At 33.2% G+C, this 15,104-nt stretch carries 17 protein-coding genes and 2 tRNA genes; 12 read left to right on the top strand and 7 right to left on the bottom strand.

The features are described 5' to 3' along the window. The first annotated feature begins 24 nt into the window (after positions 1-24). The 12 genes from EZS29_RS14950 (at position 25) to EZS29_RS16245 (ending at position 11,290) form a co-directional block, all read left to right on the top strand. Positions 25-2,376: an ATP-dependent helicase gene (locus tag EZS29_RS14950; RefSeq protein ID WP_130612628.1), complete on the top strand. Its 2,352-nt coding sequence runs from the start codon at positions 25-27 to the stop codon at positions 2,374-2,376. 19 nt (positions 2,377-2,395) lie between these two features. Further along, positions 2,396-3,064 (top strand): ribulose-phosphate 3-epimerase, encoded by a 669-nt coding sequence (gene rpe, locus EZS29_RS14955; protein ID WP_130612631.1) that lies wholly within the window; start codon positions 2,396-2,398, stop codon positions 3,062-3,064. A 64-nt stretch (positions 3,065-3,128) separates the two neighbouring features. Further along, the gene (locus tag EZS29_RS14960; RefSeq protein WP_172603985.1) at positions 3,129-4,133 is read left to right on the top strand and encodes a polyprenyl synthetase family protein; all 1,005 of its coding nucleotides are present in this window, start codon (positions 3,129-3,131) and stop codon (positions 4,131-4,133) included. Positions 4,134-4,139: 6 nt separating this feature from the next. Then, entirely contained in the window at positions 4,140-5,495 is a 1,356-nt protein-coding gene (locus tag EZS29_RS14965) for a M16 family metallopeptidase (RefSeq protein ID WP_130612637.1), read from the top strand. Beyond that, complete coding sequence (locus EZS29_RS14970) at positions 5,473-6,429, top strand: isopenicillin N synthase family dioxygenase (RefSeq protein ID WP_130612639.1); 957 nt, start codon at positions 5,473-5,475, stop codon at positions 6,427-6,429. Before EZS29_RS14965 ends, EZS29_RS14970 begins: the two co-directional genes overlap by 23 nt. 25 nt (positions 6,430-6,454) lie before the next feature. Then, entirely contained in the window at positions 6,455-7,423 is a 969-nt protein-coding gene (locus EZS29_RS14975; RefSeq protein WP_130612643.1) for an ABC transporter ATP-binding protein, read from the top strand. Between the two features lie 18 nt (positions 7,424-7,441). Further along, a complete protein-coding gene (locus tag EZS29_RS14980) occupies positions 7,442-8,212 on the top strand; it encodes a nitroreductase family protein (protein WP_130612646.1) in 771 nt (256 codons plus the stop codon). A 9-nt stretch (positions 8,213-8,221) separates the two neighbouring features. Beyond that, positions 8,222-9,226 (top strand): dipeptide ABC transporter ATP-binding protein, encoded by a 1,005-nt coding sequence (locus tag EZS29_RS14985; protein WP_130612942.1) that lies wholly within the window; start codon positions 8,222-8,224, stop codon positions 9,224-9,226. Positions 9,227-9,326: 100 nt separating this feature from the next. After that, complete coding sequence (locus EZS29_RS14990) at positions 9,327-10,520, top strand: 4-hydroxyphenylpyruvate dioxygenase family protein (RefSeq protein WP_130612650.1); 1,194 nt, start codon at positions 9,327-9,329, stop codon at positions 10,518-10,520. A 121-nt stretch (positions 10,521-10,641) separates the two neighbouring features. Then, positions 10,642-10,773, top strand: coding sequence for a hypothetical protein (locus EZS29_RS16240; protein ID WP_281276282.1), 132 nt, complete (start codon positions 10,642-10,644; stop codon positions 10,771-10,773). A 17-nt stretch (positions 10,774-10,790) separates the two neighbouring features. Next, positions 10,791-10,880 (top strand) — tRNA-Ser (locus tag EZS29_RS14995). A 284-nt stretch (positions 10,881-11,164) separates the two neighbouring features. After that, a complete protein-coding gene (locus EZS29_RS16245) occupies positions 11,165-11,290 on the top strand; it encodes a hypothetical protein (protein WP_281276283.1) in 126 nt (41 codons plus the stop codon). A 3-nt stretch (positions 11,291-11,293) separates the two neighbouring features. Here EZS29_RS16245 and EZS29_RS15000 read toward each other — a convergent pair whose 3' ends face one another. The 7 genes from EZS29_RS15000 to EZS29_RS15030 all read right to left on the bottom strand — a co-directional run bounded on the left by EZS29_RS15000 (position 11,294) and on the right by EZS29_RS15030 (position 14,987). Further along, positions 11,294-11,803 (bottom strand): hypothetical protein, encoded by a 510-nt coding sequence (locus EZS29_RS15000; RefSeq protein WP_130612653.1) that lies wholly within the window; start codon positions 11,801-11,803, stop codon positions 11,294-11,296. A gap of 101 nt (positions 11,804-11,904) precedes the next feature. After that, positions 11,905-12,798, bottom strand: coding sequence for a tRNA glutamyl-Q(34) synthetase GluQRS (gluQRS, locus tag EZS29_RS15005; protein ID WP_172603987.1), 894 nt, complete (start codon positions 12,796-12,798; stop codon positions 11,905-11,907). A gap of 25 nt (positions 12,799-12,823) precedes the next feature. After that, a tRNA-Lys gene (locus EZS29_RS15010) sits at positions 12,824-12,899 on the bottom strand. Positions 12,900-13,015: 116 nt separating this feature from the next. Then, the gene (locus EZS29_RS15015; protein ID WP_130612659.1) at positions 13,016-13,339 is read right to left on the bottom strand and encodes an ATP synthase F0 subunit C; all 324 of its coding nucleotides are present in this window, start codon (positions 13,337-13,339) and stop codon (positions 13,016-13,018) included. A gap of 211 nt (positions 13,340-13,550) precedes the next feature. Further along, positions 13,551-14,408: a F0F1 ATP synthase subunit A gene (gene atpB, locus EZS29_RS15020; protein WP_130612662.1), complete on the bottom strand. Its 858-nt coding sequence runs from the start codon at positions 14,406-14,408 to the stop codon at positions 13,551-13,553. A 50-nt stretch (positions 14,409-14,458) separates the two neighbouring features. Beyond that, on the bottom strand, positions 14,459-14,740 hold the full coding sequence (locus EZS29_RS15025; protein WP_130612667.1) for a hypothetical protein: 282 nt from the start codon (positions 14,738-14,740) through the stop codon (positions 14,459-14,461). After that, entirely contained in the window at positions 14,733-14,987 is a 255-nt protein-coding gene (locus EZS29_RS15030) for a hypothetical protein (protein ID WP_130612669.1), read from the bottom strand. The genes EZS29_RS15025 and EZS29_RS15030 overlap by 8 nt, the downstream gene beginning before the upstream one ends. Between the last annotated feature and the right edge of the window lie 117 nt (positions 14,988-15,104).

Here is a 15,104-nt window from a genome sequence, read left to right on the forward strand (position 1 = left end):
TTCGCTCTAAAGGACAGATTTATAATGTTTAATGAAATAGAAACTCCCGATCTTTCAAATCTTAATCCAGTGCAATTGTTAGCCAGCACACATAAAGATGGCCCAGCAGTTGTTTATGCAGGGGCGGGAAGTGGAAAAACCAAGGTTATTTGCTCAAGAATTGCTTGGCTTATTACCCATGAACATGTTCCGGCAAGTGCAATATTAGCTGTTACATTTACAAACAAAGCTGCCAAAGAAATGAAAGAAAGAGTCGAGCAATATATAGGAGCTAAACGTTCTAAATATGTCATCGTTTCTACATTTCATGCCTTCTGTGCCAGATTTCTTCGTATTTATGCAGAAGAAGCGGGTTATAATTCTGCTTTTTCAATATATGATGACGATGATCAAAAGAGTTTATTGAAAGATATCTTAAAAAAATTAAATATCTCTGATAAAATTTTATCCGTAAATACAGTTAAATCTAAAATTGATAAAATAAAAAATCAAGGATTGACACCCGAAGAATACCTTCATGAATTAAAGCACAATCCTGAGTTAAGTTTTCAAGAACAAAGACAACAGTTCAGAAACTTTGGTGAACAATACGATCCGGAGATTATCCAAAAAATCTATAGTTTATACCAAAGCACATTGAAAAAACAAAATGCAATGGATTTTAATGATTTACTGCTGGTTATGTTTAAAACCCTAGAAAACAAACCCCATGTGTTAGAATCGTTGCAAAATAGATTCCGCTATTTTCTCATTGACGAGTTTCAAGATACCAACCCTATTCAATTTAAACTTATCCATTTATTAAGCTCTAAAAGTCAAAATTTGTTTATTGTTGGAGATGATGATCAAAGTATTTATTCATGGCGCGGCGCTGAACCTTCTTTTATAATAAACTTTCATCATTTATATAAGAATGCAAAAGTATTTAAACTTGAAGAGAACTATAGAAGTACTAAAAATATTATTCAAGCAGCCACCGAAATTATTAAGAATAATAAAAAACGCGCTGACAAGACACTTTTCACTAACAACGAAGTTGGCACAAAAATTAAAATTAAATCCTGCGAAGATCCTTATATAGAATCTAAATTTATTTCTAATGAAATATATGCGGATGTTCAAGAAAATGGTAAATTTTCTGATTTCTGCATTTTATATCGCACAAATGCACAAAGCCGTTCACTTGAAGATGAGTTAAGAAGACGAATGATGCCATATATCATATATGGATCAGTTCGTTTTTATGAGAGAGCTGAAATAAAAATATTACTTGCTTATATTAAATTAATTATAAACCCAACTGACGAAGCTGCATTTCAAAAAATAATTAACACTCCCCGTAGAGGTTTTGGTGACAAGGCACTCTCAAAATTAAAAGAATTATCTACTTCTCGCAATGAAAGTTTACTAAATACGATTACTGAAATTGTCTATGGCGGATTAGAAAATGAAGTATCTCGATCAATTGCAGCAGTAAAAGATTTCGTAATGTGCTTTCAAAAATGGAAGAGCAATCTAGATTATCACAACAAACCATCAGTTACTTTAGCTGAGGTAATATCAGATATCAATTTCGAAGAATATTTAAGAAATTCATATCCTGAAGATTTCGACGAAAGATGGTTGAACGTAATTGAATTAAAAAATGCGATTATAGAATTTGAAAATATAAATATTGAAGAAGAAATAGGACAACAACAAAAACAACTCTCCGGGTTAGAAAAGCTCTCTCGCTTTTTAGAACAAGCTATGCTCACCGTTGAGCCAACCGTGGTCAATGTTCAACAAGGTACTGCAAACGCAATCACTTTGATGACAATCCACTCTGCAAAGGGGCTTGAGTTTCCAAAAGTTTTTATTGCGGGCCTTGAAGAAGGCGTTCTTCCACATCAAAACTCGATCGATTCTCCAGAAGCTATCGAAGAGGAACGAAGACTTATGTATGTTGCTGTTACCCGCGCAAAAAGCAAATTAACTCTGACAAATTGCAAACGTAATAGATATAAAGATTTTATTCCAGCTCAGGAAAGTCGTTTTATTTCTGAAATTTCTTTTGAAATAACCGATTGGGTTGACTCTGCTAAAAAAACATTTCCAAGAGAATTTGGTAAAATAACTTCTACCCCTAAATTTGAAGACAAACCAAGAATTTTTAAGGGTGATGATCTTTTAAATAAAGAAAATATAAATTTAAAAAGTGAAATGAATCAAGATTTAATTTGGAGAAAAGGACAAAAAGTTACACATAAAGTATTTGGCGATGGTGTTATAAGAGAAATTGAAAAAAGCACCTCAGGATATAGACTCAGAATTAAATTTGATAAAAATTCTGTTGGAGAAAAGACTCTTATACATACATACGTCACGCCCATTTAATTTACAAAAGGTATAAAGAATGAGAAAAGAATTAAAAGTTTCCCCATCAATTGCAGCAGGAAATCTATTAAAACTAGAAGAAGAGGTACGTAAATTAGAGCATAGTGGAGCAGATAGTATCCATTTTGATGTGATGGATGGCCACTTTGTCCCACTTCTCACCATTGGTATACCATTTATAGAACAAATGCGGAAAATTACAAAAATGCATTTAGATGTGCACATTATGGTAACAAATCCCGATTCTACTTTTGAAAATTATTTATCTGCTGGAGCGGACACACTTTCTTTTCACATAGAAACAGCATTACATCCCCACAGAATTTGTAGCAAAATTAAAGAAACAGGAAAACGCGCTGGTATTGTCTTAAACCCTTCTACACATTGGAAAGACATTGAATATTTATTACCCGTTCTAGATCAAGTCACACTTATGACTGTTAATCCCGGCTTCTCAAGACAAGCGCATATTCCACTTGTCCACAAAAAAATATTAGAATTATCTAAATATCGTAGCGAGAATAATTTGAAATTCGATATTATGGTTGATGGAGGCGTGAGTCACGAAAACGCAAATACTCTAAATAAACTTGGAGTCGATATCGTTGTTGCAGGTGGTGCCGTTTTTAATTTCGAAAACTATAAAGAAGCTATTGTAAAAATTAAGAGCGCTTCCATCACAAACTAAAACTATAATAAAGAATTATTATTTTCTTTATTTTACTTAATCATTCATGAAAAGAATTATTGATATGACACCTTCTTTTTTCCAGCCAATCTCAGAGGAATTAGCAACACTCGAAACAAAACTGGTCGACTATTTACTCACTCCAAATAAACCTACGAATCAGATTTTGGAACATATATTTTCTTCAGGTGGAAAAAGAATTCGTCCTGCTCTTTTCCTCTTATGCAGCAGACTGATTAATTATAATGGAGATCATAAGTTTCCAATTGCATCTGTCTGTGAATATATCCACACAGCTAGTTTATTGCATGATGATGTCATCGACAACTCGACTCTGCGTAGAAATAAGCCAACAGCTAACTCCATCTGGGGGGACGAAACGGCAGTATTAACAGGCGATCTTATTTATTCTGCAGCCTGCCGTTTGATGGTTAAAACCAAAAGTCTTGAATTGATCGATGATTTTGCAGAGTGCATACGCTTTATGAGTGAGAGTGAGTTATTTCAACTCGAGCTTCTATGGAAAATCGATACAAACTATGAACAATATTATAGCGTTGTTGAAGGAAAAACCGCCTTTTTATTTCAATGCAGCGCAAAAACTCCTTGTTATTTAGCTCAATCAGATAGTATAACAACCCATCTTTTAGGCGATTATGGCAAACATATTGGTTTTGCATTTCAAATATTTGATGATTACTTAGACTATGCAGGAGATGCTGCTCAAGTTGGAAAACCAATAGCAGCAGACTTATTAGAAGGAAAAATCACTCTTCCTTTAATCTATGCATTAAATTCTAATAATAAATACACGCAAAATTTAAAGAATTTAATCCATAAGATTATTGAAAATAATTTTGCCACTATGGAAGAACAAAAAGAATTGATAACACTTGTTAAAGAAACGGACGGATTGAATAAGGCATTACAACAAGCAGAAACGCACGCTCAAAATGCAAGAAATTGTCTTTCTAAATATACGCAAAACAACGATCTTAATTTAGAACAAAAAAATGCATTAACAGCTTTGAATGAAATCACTTATTTTGTCTTGAATAGAAAGAATTAAAAACAAATGAAGTCACTAGCATTAAATAAATATACGCTAAGCAATGGTGTACCCGTATTTTATTGTCACACACCCGAGACAGTTTGTTTTGAACTCTCTATCCATATAAATACAGGAGCGAGAGACGAAACAGAAAAAAATAATGGTGTCTCGCATTTTTTAGAACACATGATGTTTCGTGGCTCAAAATCATATCCAAATTCAATTCAACTCTCAAAAGCGATGGAGTCTTTTGGCGGCGAGACCAATGCCATGACTGGTATTGAAAACACGACTTATTGGTTAAAAGGGGACGCTGAAAAAACTCTGGATGCCATCGATTGCTTTGCTGATTTCTTTTTAAGACCAAATTATGCAGATTTAGAAATAGAACGCTCTGTCATTCTCCAAGAAATGGCGTCTGATTTTAATGAAGCCGGTGACAGTATTGACACAGAGTCACTCGCTATGGCCACACTATTTTCCAACCATCCCCTTGGCAATCCTATTATTGGAAAAGAAGAAATAGTTAAAAAAATATCACAATCTGACTTATCAGAAAAAAGACGAGATTATTATACACCTAATCGCTGTGCAATAACCATTCATACTTCAATCAATGAAAAAGATGTCATTGCCCAACTTGAAAAATCATTAGGCAATGAGTGGACCCATACACAAGATTCTGTACCAAACAGAATTATGGCTGATAATTATATTCCACATATAAATTCACTCAGAAAACCACAAAATGCACTTTGTTTACAGAATAATCCTGATAATCAATTTGCCGTAAAACTCGTTTTTCCAACTGTGGGTGGACTTTCAAATGAAGTTGTATATATAACTTTCTTACAAAGAATTCTTGATGATGGAATATGTACAAGACTCCCTGCAAATATTCGTGAAAAATATGGACTGGTTTATGATATCAGTTGTGACACCCAATTTTTCAATGAAATTGGTACTTTTAGTATAGATGCAACTGTTTCAGAAGATCTTTTACCTAATTTACTTGAAAAATTAACTCAAGAACTTAGAAATATAATTTCTGAAAAGCCTCTTCAAGAAGAATTAGATCACATACGTTTTCGTTATATTTTTGACTTAAAACAAATTAAAGAAACACCTTCTCGTCTTTTAAATAGGGAAGTCTCTGCTTATTTTATGGAACAAAAACTTACATTAGATGATGAAATTAATATTGTAAAATCTGTAACTACAGAACAAATTTTAAAAACAGCGCAGAAAATTTTCGGATCTGCAAGAAGAGGATTTGTTTTAATTGGACCTAAAGCACGTAAAAAAAGAGAACTTGTTGAAAAATTATTGTCTATATTTGATGGCATTGGAGATTTAAATGAAAAAGGTTCCTCTAACTGATGTGCGTCTATATACTCAAGGATCTCATAAAGAAAAAGCAGAATTTATCCAAAAGTTTGGACGCGCAATACAAGAGTTTGGTTTTGTAATAATCGAAGGACATAATATATCTGAGCAAGTTATTAATAATACTTATTCAGCAATTGAAAAGCTTTTTTCTTTACCAATTGAAACAAAATTAAAATACGTTGATAACTCAATTATTGGGCAAAGAGGTTATGTTAATTTCGGCATTGAACGAGCAAAAAACAACACAATAGGTGATTTAAAAGAATTTTGGCATATAGGCAGAGAGCATTTTTTAAATTCTAAATTAAAAGTTGAATATACAAAAAATATATGGCCAGACAATGATTTACCAAATTTCAAGCAATTTACTCTAGATCTTTATTGTAAATTAGATCAATTATCCCAAGTTTTATTGTCGGCTCTATCTGAATATTTAAATTTACCAAAATACACTTTGCCACAAATGGCTATGGACGGAAATTCGATACTTAGAGCTTTACATTATCCTCCCCTAAATAAAGAGCAGTATCACTCTGGAGCTATCCGCGCTGCTGCGCATGAAGATATTAATCTATTAACTATTCTTTGTGAAACAAAAGAAAGTGGTCTTGAAATTCTAACAAGAAACGGAAAATGGCTGCAAATAGAAAGTCACCCAGGTCAAATGATTGTAGATTCAGGTGATATGTTATCTAGAGTCACAAATAATATTATACCTTCAACAACTCATAGAGTCGTCAATCCAATAGACTCAAGAAATACCTCAAGATATTCCTTACCGTTTTTTGTCCATGCTTATGAAAAATGTGAATTAAATGTGTTGGAAAACTGTAAATCTCCATCAAAACCAAATTTATTCCCTCCTATCCTTGCAAACGAATTTTTGTTACAAAGATTAAGGGAAAATGGACTTGTAAAAACGTAACAGATTCTTATGTGGAGACACAACCGTGGCAGAAGAAGTTATATTGAAAGTTGAAAATTTAATTACAAACTTTAACGTCTCTGGTAAAAATATTTTTGCTGTTGATGATTGTTCCTTTCATGTTAATAAAGGAAAGACTTTGGGTATTGTAGGAGAGTCTGGCTGCGGAAAAAGCGTAACAAGTCTATCCATTATGCGCTTAATTCCATCCCCTCCAGGAAAAATATCTTCAGGAAAAATTTTTTTTGAAAAAAAGAATCTTTTGCAATTAAGTGAAAAAGAAATGCAATCTATTCGAGGAAATCGTATATCAATGATTTTCCAAGAACCAATGACAAGTTTGAATCCTGTCTACACCATCGGTTATCAAATAGCAGAAGTTTTTATTTTGCATAAAGGCGCGAATCATAAAGATGCAAGAGATCTTTCCATAGAAATGTTAAAACAAGTGCGTATTCCTTCTCCTGAAAAACGTTTTAATGAATATCCTCATCAATTGTCAGGTGGAATGCGGCAAAGAATTATGATTGCTATTGCTCTTGCTTGTAAACCTGCTCTTTTAATTGCGGATGAACCCACGACTGCATTGGATGTAACTATTCAAGCACAAATTCTTGCTTTAATGAATAATTTACAAAAAGAAAACGGAATGTCTACAATCTTGATCACCCATGATCTAGGGGTTGTTGCCGAAACATGCGATGATGTTGTAGTTATGTATGCTGGAAAAGTTGTTGAAAAATCAAGTGCAAAAGAATTGTTTACTAATCCCAAACATCCTTATACAATTGGCTTGCTTAATTCAATACCAAAACTTGGTGAAAAAAAACATAGATTAAATACAATTCCCGGAATTGTCCCCTCACTGGCAAACTTACCAAAAGGATGTCGTTTTCAAGATAGATGTCCTTTAGCTACAAAAGAATGTAAAGAAACAGAACCTGAGTTAAAATTAATCAATCCTAATAAATATGCTGCATGTTTTAAAATATAAATATATAAGGATCATTAAATGGCTGAGACTATTTTCAACTCCGTACCTAAGCACAATTACAGTGAACAAGAACCAACAATTAATCCTGAAGAATTCCGCAAAGTCATTCATTCTAGACGTAGTGTTCGTTTGTTTAATGGAACACCCATACCAGAAGAAATTATGAATGAATGTTTAGACTTGGCTCTTCTTGCCCCAAATTCATCAAATTTGCAACCTTGGGAGTTTTATTGGGTAAAATCGCCTGATAAAAAAAGTGAACTGGTAAAAGCATGTCTTTCTCAACCCGCCGCAAGCACAGCTGCAGAACTTATCGTTTGTGTTGCAAGATCCAAAACTTGGAAACAAAATGCAAATATAATGTTAGATGTATTTGCCAAAAGCAATGCTAAAATACCCAGTAGTGTCATTGATTATTATAAAAAAATTGTTCCACTTGCATATACACAAGGTTACTTCAGTATTTTAGGAACATTAAAACGTCTTATTTTATCTGTCCGTGGTTTAAAAACTCCAACACCAAGAAATCCAGTGAGCAATAGTGATATGATACTTTGGGCAACAAAATCTTGTGCTCTCGCAACAGAAAATCTCATGCTTGCATTAAGAGCATTCTCATTTGATTCATGCCCAATGGAAGGATTTGATGCGAATAGAATTGAAAAAATATTAGATCTTCCACCTGATGCACATATAGTTATGGTTATTGGAGCAGGAAAAAGATCTCCGAATGGGATTTATGGCCCCCGTATCCGTTTTGAAAGAAATTTATTTATTAAAGAGGTTTAAAAATCAATGATAGATGAAGATATTTTGCAAATAAAAAATTTAGTAAAATACTTTCCTATATTTGGAGGTATTTTTGGCAAAGAAGTTGCAAAAGTTCACGCTGTCGATGACATCTCATTTAAATTAAAAAAAGGACAAACCTTAGGACTTGTAGGTGAATCAGGTTGTGGGAAAAGCACTTTAGGTCGAACTATATTAAGATTACTAGAGCCAACTTCTGGTCATATTATTTTTGATGGAAAAGATATTACTAAACTTTCACAAAAAGAAATGCGAACACTCAGAAAAGAAATTCAAATTGTGTTTCAAGATCCTTTTGCAAGTTTAAATCCAAGGATGTCAGTACGAGAAATTTTATCTGAGCCTTTTGAAATACATAATCTTTATAAAAACCCAGATGAAAGAAAAAATAAGCTTGCAAATATTTTAAATGAAGTTGGTTTAAATCCTGAATCAATTGATCGATATCCCCACGAATTTTCTGGTGGGCAAAGACAACGTATTGGTATTGCCCGCGCTTTAGCTCTCAATCCAAAAATTATTGTATGTGATGAACCGGTGAGCGCACTCGATGTTTCAATTCAAAGTCAAATATTAAATTTAATGATGGATTTAAGAGATAAATATAATTTATCTTATATTTTTATTGCCCACGATTTATCTGTAATAGAACATATATCAGACAATGTTGCTGTTATGTATTTGGGTAAAATCGTTGAACACACTTCGTCTGAAAATTTATACAAAAATCCTATTCACCCTTACACCCGTGCGTTGATTTCAAGTATTCCTAGACATGATTTTACAGCAAAAAGAGATCGTCATGTTATACAAGGAGATGTTCCAAGTCCTATAAATCCTCCTACAGGCTGTAGATTTCATACTCGCTGCCCTTTTGTAAAAGATATTTGCAAATCTAAAGAACCCTTACTTGAAAATACAGGTTCACAGATCAATCCGCATTTTGTTTCCTGTCACTTTAGTAATGAATTAAAAAATAAATTAACTGTTTAATAAAAATATTGAATTTTTTAAAACACTCATCTCCAATTTATTTCTTTACATAATTGTATTTTTAGTACATCATACATAGAAATAAATTGGAGGAAAGTTTATGCAAAAGAATCACAAATCTATAGGTCTCGTAGGCTATCACTCAGTTCAATTCTTTACACGCGAACTTGAAAAAACAGTCAATTGGCATAAAGAAAAATTTGGTTTTATTGAAATGGCGAAATCTTCTCCAGAATGGGAAAAAAGGAATGGTATGCGCTCTATTGTTTTAAATGGAGCAGGAAAACTAGGTTGGATATTTACAGAGCCAATTGAAAAAGCGTCTTCTGCTGGTAGATATTTAAGTATGCATCCGGATGGGGCTGCTTTTTTAAACTTTAGAGTTAAAAATTTAAAACACACAGCTGAGTTTTTAGTGGATAAAAAAGCTCCTTTTCTCTATGATATTGAAACGCATAAATCGAAAAATGACGGTTACTGGAATGAAACCGCAATTGCAACTGCAATTGATGATGTTGGTTTCCGTTTTATCGAAGAAAAGAATTACGATCAATTTGCCCCAGGTTTTATTTGGACAAACAAAGATGCCAAAGATCAACCAAATTCACTTGGTCTCGATCTTGGAATTGATCACGTGACTTGCAATGCGCGCTCTATGCACTCTCTAACTGAATTTTACAGACACTGTCTTGGCTTTGAGCAGTATTGGGGAATAGAATTCCACACAGCCCATCATACAACGGAGCACAGCACAGGTTCTGGTCTAGAGAGTATTGTGATGTGGGATAAAGAGAGCGGAATCAAGTTTGCAACGAATCAACCTCTTGCCCCTTATTTCCATAATTCACAGATTGAAATTTATATTGAGGACAATCGGGGCTCAGGTATTCAACATCTTGCACTTGGCACTAAAAATATAATTCATGCTGTGAGTCAGATCAAAGAAAGAAATGCTGTTTTTCTAGATGCATCAGATAAATATTATCAACAACTCCCAGAACGTATGCATAAAATGAAATTGAAAAAAATCAACGAGCCAATGGATGTAGTGCAAAAAAATAATATTCTTCTTGATGGTGCAGATGGAAAATATTTATTACAAATATTCATGAAAGAACAAAGCATTCAGTTTAATGAAAAAGAATATGGTCCTTTTTTCTATGAAATTATTCAAAGACAAGGTGATGAAAGCTTTGGAGAAGGCAACTTTAAAGCTCTTTTTGACAGCATTGAAAAGCAACAGGTAGCTGATCAGAGACAGGAAATGCGAGATAGAAGCGACTCCCTCGCTTAACTGCAATTTTTTTAAAAAAAGCTTGCGCAGCCTAAATACGCATGCTAAACCTCAACGCCTGTATTGGAGAAGTTCGGCACACGTTTCGACTTCCCAACTTTCTTTGTGAGGAGACAAAAAAATGGGTAAGAGCGACAACCGCCGTACGTTTAAAATGAAGAGAAAAAAATCTCAAGTAGCTAAAAAAGCTCGTATTAAAGCTAAAATTGTAGCAGCTCAGGCTGTTGCTAAAAAAACTTCTGCAAAGAAGTAAGAGTTTTTGATTTTAATGGAGAGATGGCCGAGTGGCTTAAGGCGGCGGTCTTGAAAACCGTTGTGGGTGCAAGCCTACCGGGGGTTCGAATCCCTCTCTCTCCGCCATTTTAAAACCCCAGCTTATTTTCATAGGCTGGGGTTTTTAGTTATGGGAATCTTAGAGAACAGGCGATCTCATCCATTCACAGTTAAGCCATTCATGATTCCATTCGTATCCCAAGATTGCCCCTAGAATGACCAGAAATCCTGGTAGACAAGTATTATTTTTTAATTTCAATTAAAACAGCATTAAAATTTTGTTTGGTGAAAATGGTCATTAATCTATATATTTTATATTTTTGCAAATTACTATTGTATATTATGTGATTTTTTTTTTAAAAGGATTAATTATGAAATATTTGAACGAGCTAGAAAACGAAGAACTTTTTGATATCGATTTTAATATCACAGCTATAAACGTAATCGTGAGTGCAGATAGGAGTAGAGAAGATTCTTGTTGGAATGTGTGTCGATAAATTTCAGCAAATTTTGTTCTTAACTATTTTTTCAATATCGGATTCATTTAAATAATGAGATCTATTTGAATCATAAGGAATTTTAATTTTGCAATTATCAGTTGGTCTAAATACTGAATTTTCAAAACGATATCTTATTTCCATTTTTGCATTTAAAAATTTATTTTCACTCAACGCAAAAACATCCCAAGAATGATTTAAAATAGATGTTTTTGCAGGTTGTGGAACATAATAGCTTTGTCCAAAATTATCCATACACAGCTTCTGCAAATAATTGATATATATTTCATCCACATTTTCAAGCATAAAAAAGCTAAACGAATGTCGTCCAAATTTTTTCTTTTTCCAATGACCTTCCAATTCAATCCTATCTCCAGAACTATTTTTTAACCATTGCCAGGTATCTTCATTCGGTGAATAACAAAAAATATATGCTCTCTCAGAAGCATGCAGCGAGAATGAAGTTAAAGAAAAAAGAGAAACGTATTTAAAAAATTTGTTATTTTTTTTCATTAATTATCTCCTGAGTTTACTCAATATATAATAATTAAATAAAAAAAATTATAATAAATGTCAAATATTTTAGCATATATAATAATAAGTAGATAAATAATCTATTTATTATTTTTCAAATTATAATACATTGCAGCCTTTTCAAGGATTTCATTATTATTTTTGGTTGTCTCTAAAATAATATTTTGAACTCCATAATCAAAACCAAGATAATTTAATGCAGAAATTAAATTACTTCTGGCATTTTCTTTTATAATTGGATTTGCTTTGGTTTGTTTAGAAAGTTTTTGTCCAAACTCATTCATAACAACAGGAATATGTGCATAAATGGGGGTTTTAAAATTTAAACATCTCTGTAAATATATTTGTCTCGGAGTTTGAAAGTATAGATCGCTTCCTCGCACAACTTCGGTAATTCCTTGTAAATGGTCATCAACAACAACAGCAAGTTGATAAGAAGCAAAGTTTTCGGATCTCCATATAATAAAATCACCAACATCTTCAGCTAAATTTTGAGTTAGATCACCTCTAAGCAAATCATGGAAAGAAATTATCGTTTCAAAAGTTTTTATTCTTTGAGAATGCTTTAAAAATGAAGGATTATTAAAATTTCTACACTTACCACTATAAATAGATTCGCCAGATAAAGAGTTTTTTTTATTTTTTGAAATTTCTCTTCTCGTACAAATACAATTGTATATTAAATCTTTTACCTTTAAAATTTCTACATATTCTTGATATATGTTGCTTCTTTTAGATTGATAGATAATTTCATCATCCCATTGAAAACCATAATTTTCCAAAGTCGCCAAAATGGAGTGAATTGCCCCTTTTTCTATCCGAGTCGTATCTACGTCTTCAATTCTGAGCAACCATTTTCCAGCTTGGGAGCGTGCTCTCAGATAACTTGCCAATGCAGTCACCAATGAACCAAAATGAAGTTTGCCTGTGGGAGAGGGGGCAAAGCGACCTATATATTTTTTAGGTGTAGTCATCATAATTTGATAGGATAAATAGGAATGGTGAAGGGTCAGGGACTCGAACCCTGGACCAAGAGATTAAGAGTCTCTTGCTCTACCAACTGAGCTAACCCTCCACAAGTATTCTTGTGTTGTTATCGGAGAAGGGTTTTGAAGTCAAGAGTAGAATTAAAAAAAAAGCATATGGAAATGACTCCATATGCTTAAAAATAATTATGCAATAAACTTAGAATTATTTACCAAGAATAAGGAATGCAATAATTAAGCCTAAGATTGCTTGGAATTCAATAAGCGCCATTGCAAGAAGGAATGGTGTGAATATTTTATTATAAGCTTGTGGGTTACGCCCAATACTTTCGAGAGCGCCTCTTGCAGCAGTACCTTGACCTTGACCAGCACCAACAACAGCTAGACCAATTGCAAGTCCTGCACCGATTAATTTAAGGCCTGTTCCAGTAGACATTCCAGAAGTTGCAGCTTCTTCAGCTAAAGCTGGTAGTGTTGTTAAAAGTGCCGTTGTCGCAGCTACAGTCATTAAAGCAAATTTGCTTTTCATATTCTTCTCCTAAATAAAAACAAATGAAACTAATAAAAACCAAACCATTTAATATTTTATGAATGCAGAATACCAGTTCTCATTCACAGATCCCAAAAGGATCTCCTCAAAGAGGTCAGGAACATTATAAATTCAATTAAAAAAATTAAATGGAAAATTTAATTAACGAATTAATAATCCCTTTAAATCCATTAAACAAAAGCACTCAAAATTAATGATGAGCTTTTGATTCAAGTGCAAGTTTAATATATACAGCACTCAAAGTCATAAAAATAAATGCTTGGAGGCATGCCACGAAAGTACCAAAACCTAAGAATATTGCAGGAATTGGAATAAATGGAATATAAAAATCTTTCATTAATCCTGAAAATATTGCAAAAACAAAGTGATCTCCAGAAATATTTCCAAAAATACGAAGAGATAACGAAAGAGGACGCGATAAAAGACTAATTAATTCAATTAAAAACATAAGAGGAGCCATCCATAATACAGGACCAGCTAAATGTTTAATATAACTGAAACCAGCTTCTTTCAGACCATAATAATTGAAATATACAAAAATTGCCATTGCTGCAGCAAAAGTGAAAGACATGCTTGATGTAGCAGGAGAAAATCCAGGTAAAACACCAGACAAGTTAGAAACAATTAATACAAAAAATGTTCCACCTAACACGCCTACAAAGCGCATCCATTCTTTTTCACCTATTGTAGATTCGAGAGTCGAAGACACAACAGACCAGCCTATTTCAAAAAACGCGATCAAACCAAATTTCTTTGGAGGAAGAATTTCTTCATCACTCATTTGTTCTGGCTTCATGCGGGCAAAACCAGATATATAGGCTATCGCTGCTAAAAGAAGCACTGCAAAGGCAGACGCAAAAACGGGAGACCAGTGCTCTGCTTTTAGGGCAATCAAATTTGCAGAATTTTCATTACTAAAGAGAGAAAAGAATCTAACTAAAATTTCATGATACCAATTCACAACCTGGACTCCCGAAGAATCTGCATGAGCTGCAGGCATAATAGCAAGTGATAAAAAACCTAATATAGCAATAATTTTACGTTTCATATTGTTTATAAAGGATCCCTTCGTAAAATATCAAAGCAAACACTTGCCAATTACCTTAATGAAACTCTTCTTGCAAGTAGGTAGAGCAAAAAGGTGACTATGGAAGATAAAAAAAAGACCACTAAATTTAAAACAAGATGTTCTGTCTCAAATTTAATCAATAAAAACGCAAGCATGGCAAAACCAGAGTATTTCAATAACATCGCAAAGAATTTACCAAACCCACCTTTACCCATGCCTTGATCAAGCGTGGCTTTTGTCTGAAGCACTACGCCTAACATAATAATAAGACCACATAAACCATAAAGAACAATTAATAACATTTCATTCACTCTTATCTCCGTGACCCTTTTTTTTACGATTGATTAGATCTTTAAATGATTTATAAATAAGTAAAGAAGAAATAAAAACAAGCAAAAGCGTTATCGTTAATTCAAACTGAAGTGACGATACTCCAAATGTTTGTAAAGCATCTTTCGCCGACTCACTGTCTCCCCATACCCACGTTACAATAATGAGAATAAGCAAAGAAGTAATATGACTGTAAAGGAGAGCTATGGATTTCATTTCTTTGTTCATAGAATAGACACCAAAAATTAAGCAAAACACTTGACCATCTGAATCTCTCTCGTAATTATCGAACCTGCATCGCCAGATAAGATTTCTGACCTGCATACCCTATAAGAGGCTTATTTC

It is taken from the genome of Fluviispira sanaruensis (assembly GCF_004295685.1).
Lineage (GTDB): Bacteria > Bdellovibrionota_B > Oligoflexia > Silvanigrellales > Silvanigrellaceae > Silvanigrella > Silvanigrella sanaruensis.